General features: G+C 54.0%; 2 protein-coding genes and 1 pseudogene. 2 read left to right on the top strand and 1 reads right to left on the bottom strand.

Annotated features, from left to right (window positions below; genetic code table 11):
• Window positions 1-1,679 (top strand): BCCT family transporter (locus tag G7Y44_RS10165; protein ID WP_165249647.1); only part of this gene is annotated, 1,679 nt, incomplete at its 5' end.
• A 169-nt stretch (window positions 1,680-1,848) separates the two neighbouring features.
• Here the strand turns inward: G7Y44_RS10165 and G7Y44_RS10160 are convergent.
• Window positions 1,849-2,439, bottom strand: a complete 591-nt coding sequence (locus G7Y44_RS10160) for a TetR/AcrR family transcriptional regulator (protein ID WP_165249646.1) — start codon at window positions 2,437-2,439, stop codon at window positions 1,849-1,851.
• 315 nt (window positions 2,440-2,754) lie between these two features.
• On the opposite strand from G7Y44_RS10160, the pseudogene G7Y44_RS10155 reads away from it, so the two are divergent.
• Window positions 2,755-3,385 (top strand): annotated as a pseudogene (locus G7Y44_RS10155) (serine/threonine protein kinase); the annotation flags it as partial.

Genomic DNA, 3,385 nt, shown 5'->3' with positions numbered 1-3,385 from the left:
AGGCAAAACAGGATCAAGCAAACCGTCTCGGCCGTAAAGTAAGCCACGACTTCATCATCCGCGGCATTGCTGTGGCGGTTGTTGCAGCATCGCTTCTGGTGGCCATCGTAAGTCCTGAGGGATTTATCGCTGCTGTTGACAACATCCGTACCTTCGTAACACAGTATTGCAGCTGGTGGATCGTTCTTATGACGTTCCTTTGCTTTGCAGTATGCGTGTTTGTTGCATTCTCGAAGTACGGCAAGATTCGTCTGGGTGGCAAGGATGCTCGCCCGGCGTTTTCGTACTTCTCGTGGATTACGATGCTGTTTGCTACCGGCCAGGGTGTAGGCCTGGTGTTTTGGGCCGTTGCTGAGCCGCTGTGGATGATGGGCGGCATGGCCTATGAGCTGCAGGATTCTGCGTTTGCTGGCGACATGGCGCTTGCATGGACGTACTTCCACTGGGCACTTCCGGCATGGGCAATCTATGCTGTGGTGTCGCTCTTCTTGTCGTATAGCCGTTACAACATGAAGAAGGACAATACCTTCCGCGGCTCCATCGAGAACCTGTTCGGCGAAGGGGCCCTAAGCCGCGTTGTGGGCATCATCGTCGAGGTTCTGGTGGTTTTGGCAACCATCTTTGGCCTGACCACCTCCATTGGTTGTGCTTCGTATCAGTTCGTTACTGGTCTAGGTCAGGTGTTTGGCCTTACGTCGAGCACGGGTCTGTTGGTTGGCACCGTCTGCTTGTTCGGTGGCTTGGCCACGCTGTCGGTGTGGCTTGGTGTGGTGAAGGGCATTAAGAACATCTCGAACATGAATGCTATTCTGTCCATCGTGTTCATGATCTTGGTGTTCATCTTTGGCCCGACGCTTTACATCTTGGGCGTGCTGCCTGAGTCGCTGGCCGTGTTCGTTGACCAGTTCTTCATGATGAGTGGCTACACCGAAGCTGTAAACTTGGCCGATGGTATTGCTTCTTACGGCGAGTCGTGGCAGGCATTCTGGTCGTTCTTCATCTTCTGCTGGTGCTTCGCGTTTGCCACGTTTACCGCAGGCTTCATCTCCACGATTTCTCTCGGGCGTTCGCTGCGCGAGTTCTTGATCGGCGTCGTGCTCGTTGGCGCATCGATCTGCATCGTGTGGACCGTCATCGTTGGTGGTTCTGGTGTGTGGGCTTCCATGACCAACCCGTCTATGATCGAAGCTACTATGGCCGACAGCTCCATGGGTCTGTTCGCTACCATTAACTCGATCCCGAACGTCACAGGCATCCTGGCTGTTATCGCCATCGTGCTCATCGGCGGCTACATGGTTACCTCTGTTGACTCTGGCGTTATGGCACTGACCAGCTTCGTGTCGCCTGCTGCGAAGGAAAGCCGTACATTCAAGGCCGTGCTGGCACTGTGCATTACCGCGCTTGCTGCTGCATTCGTGCTCACCGCCGGCCAGGGCTTCTTGACCACCATTCAGTTCGCAACTGTTGCTGGTGGCGTTCCGTTTAGCATTGTGGTCGTGCTCATGGGTGTACAGTTCTTCAAGTGGGTACGTCATGACCCGCAGCTGGTAGAGCTGGGCGAGGCAACTCCGTTTGCCGAGGACTCGCGTGAAGCGCGTGAACTGCGCGAGTGGGAAGCAAACACCGTTGAAGCTCGTGCTGCACGCGAGGCGGCAGCGGCGGCAGCGGCGGCGAAGTAGCCCTCATCTGTCCGTTCGCGGGCGGTTATGTCCGGGCTCTTTTGAGCGCAGGCTGAAGGGGCCATGTTGACAAGCTGCCCGCCCGATTACATAAGGTTCGTACTGCCCCGAAACAAGCGGGTGGTGGGATGCGCCCCATGCGTCTCACCACCCGCTTTTGTAAGGTGAACTACAGTGTGCCCTTTGACTCTTTAATGTCGAGCGCGAGAAACAAGCGTGCGGGAACGATACTGATCACGTCATCGGTCCATACGTCCAAATCGGGTGGGCGGCTGCTGCGCAGCCAGTCGTTTAACACCTCGCACTCTAAGCGAGCAAACGTTTCTACGATAAACAACATGTTGCGAGTTAGAGACTCATGCCGCCATTTCTCAAGCGTCTCAAGCAGCACCTTCTTTCGGTCTTCGGGCAGGATAGAGCGCCCGAATGGCGTGTTCACGCTGTATTGGATCGACTTGCTGTAGAAGTCGTACTCCTGCAATATTAGGCGGAAGTGGTGATAGTAACCAGTTTCCCAACTAATGGTACGACCGATCTCGTTTAAGTAGAACCGCCGACAGTACATGGTGTGCCAGCAGGGGATGTCATACTTGCTTTCGAAAAAACGGTAGAATGTCTGTCGGGACACACCAGCATTCTTACAGATTTCCGCAACGGTCATGCGATCAAGCGATTTGTCGACTGCATGCAGAATATCCATTCGAGTGCGCAGTTCCTGCGCGTTGAACACGTCTAAATCATTGTTGCTATTGTTTGGCATCGCAACCTTCTTGTTTGTATACTACACGGTAGGCCGCAATGAGATTTAACATAAAAAGCTATCCCCCCCCCCTACAATTCAATGATTTGTCCCGTGTTCGGCCGTAATAATCGGCGAATGACATATAAATCATATTGATTGCTAAATGGAGCTATATATATACGATTGTCTAGGAAAAAAAGATAAAACAAAGAAAATGTACCAGATATATAGTAAACACGCTATTTTGTCTTTTGAAGGCAATATCGCCCTGCCAGATACTCCACCCGAAGGACAGAAATGCTGCCCTTCGAACGCCTACGAAAGGAGACTGTCATGGCGAAGATAGTCAAGTCTTGGAACGACTGGGATCCGTTGAAGCGCGTCATCGTTGGCCGCTGCGACAATTCCGTCATTCCTCCCGAGGAGCCCGCAACCTCTGAGAAGGTTCCTGTGGACTCCGACATGCGCGGCATGTGGGGCCTGCGCCCGCTGCGCACCGTTGAGGTTGGCAACGCCTGCCTCGAGAACCTGGTTTCTGCTCTCGAAGAGCGCGGCGTGGTTGTTGATCGCCCGACGCCTTTGCAGTGGAACCAGCCCATTGGTACACCTGATTTCCGCAATGGTTCCATGATGACCTGCATGCCTCCGCGTGACATCCTGCTCACGGTTGGCAACGAGATCATGGCTTCGGCGAACTCCTTCCGTTGCCGCTACTTCGAGTATCTGGCTTACTGGCCGCTCATGAAGCAGTACTTCGACGAGGATCCCGAGTTCAAGTGGACCCAGGCTCCGCGTCCGCGTCTGACTGATGCTTCCTATAAGCACAACTACTACGACGAGAAGATCTCGCTGGAAGAGCGCCTGGAGCGCACCGCCAACAAGGACTTCGTGACCACTGAGGTCGAGCCGATGTGGGACGCTGCTGACATCATGCGTATGGGCAAGGACTTCTTCATCCAGCATG

The sequence above is a fragment of the Adlercreutzia sp. ZJ141 genome, assembly GCF_011038965.1.
In the GTDB taxonomy this organism is placed as follows: Bacteria; Actinomycetota; Coriobacteriia; order Coriobacteriales; family Eggerthellaceae; genus ZJ141.
Note: the sequence above shows the minus strand (reverse complement) of the source record. Positions and strands in the feature narration are given on the sequence as shown.

What these genes read in the sequence shown, in the direction of transcription:
- G7Y44_RS10160 (WP_165249646.1), bottom strand. Translation starts at nt 2,439, where the DNA reads ATGCCAAACAATAGCAACAATGATTTAGACGTGTTCAACGCGCAGGAA.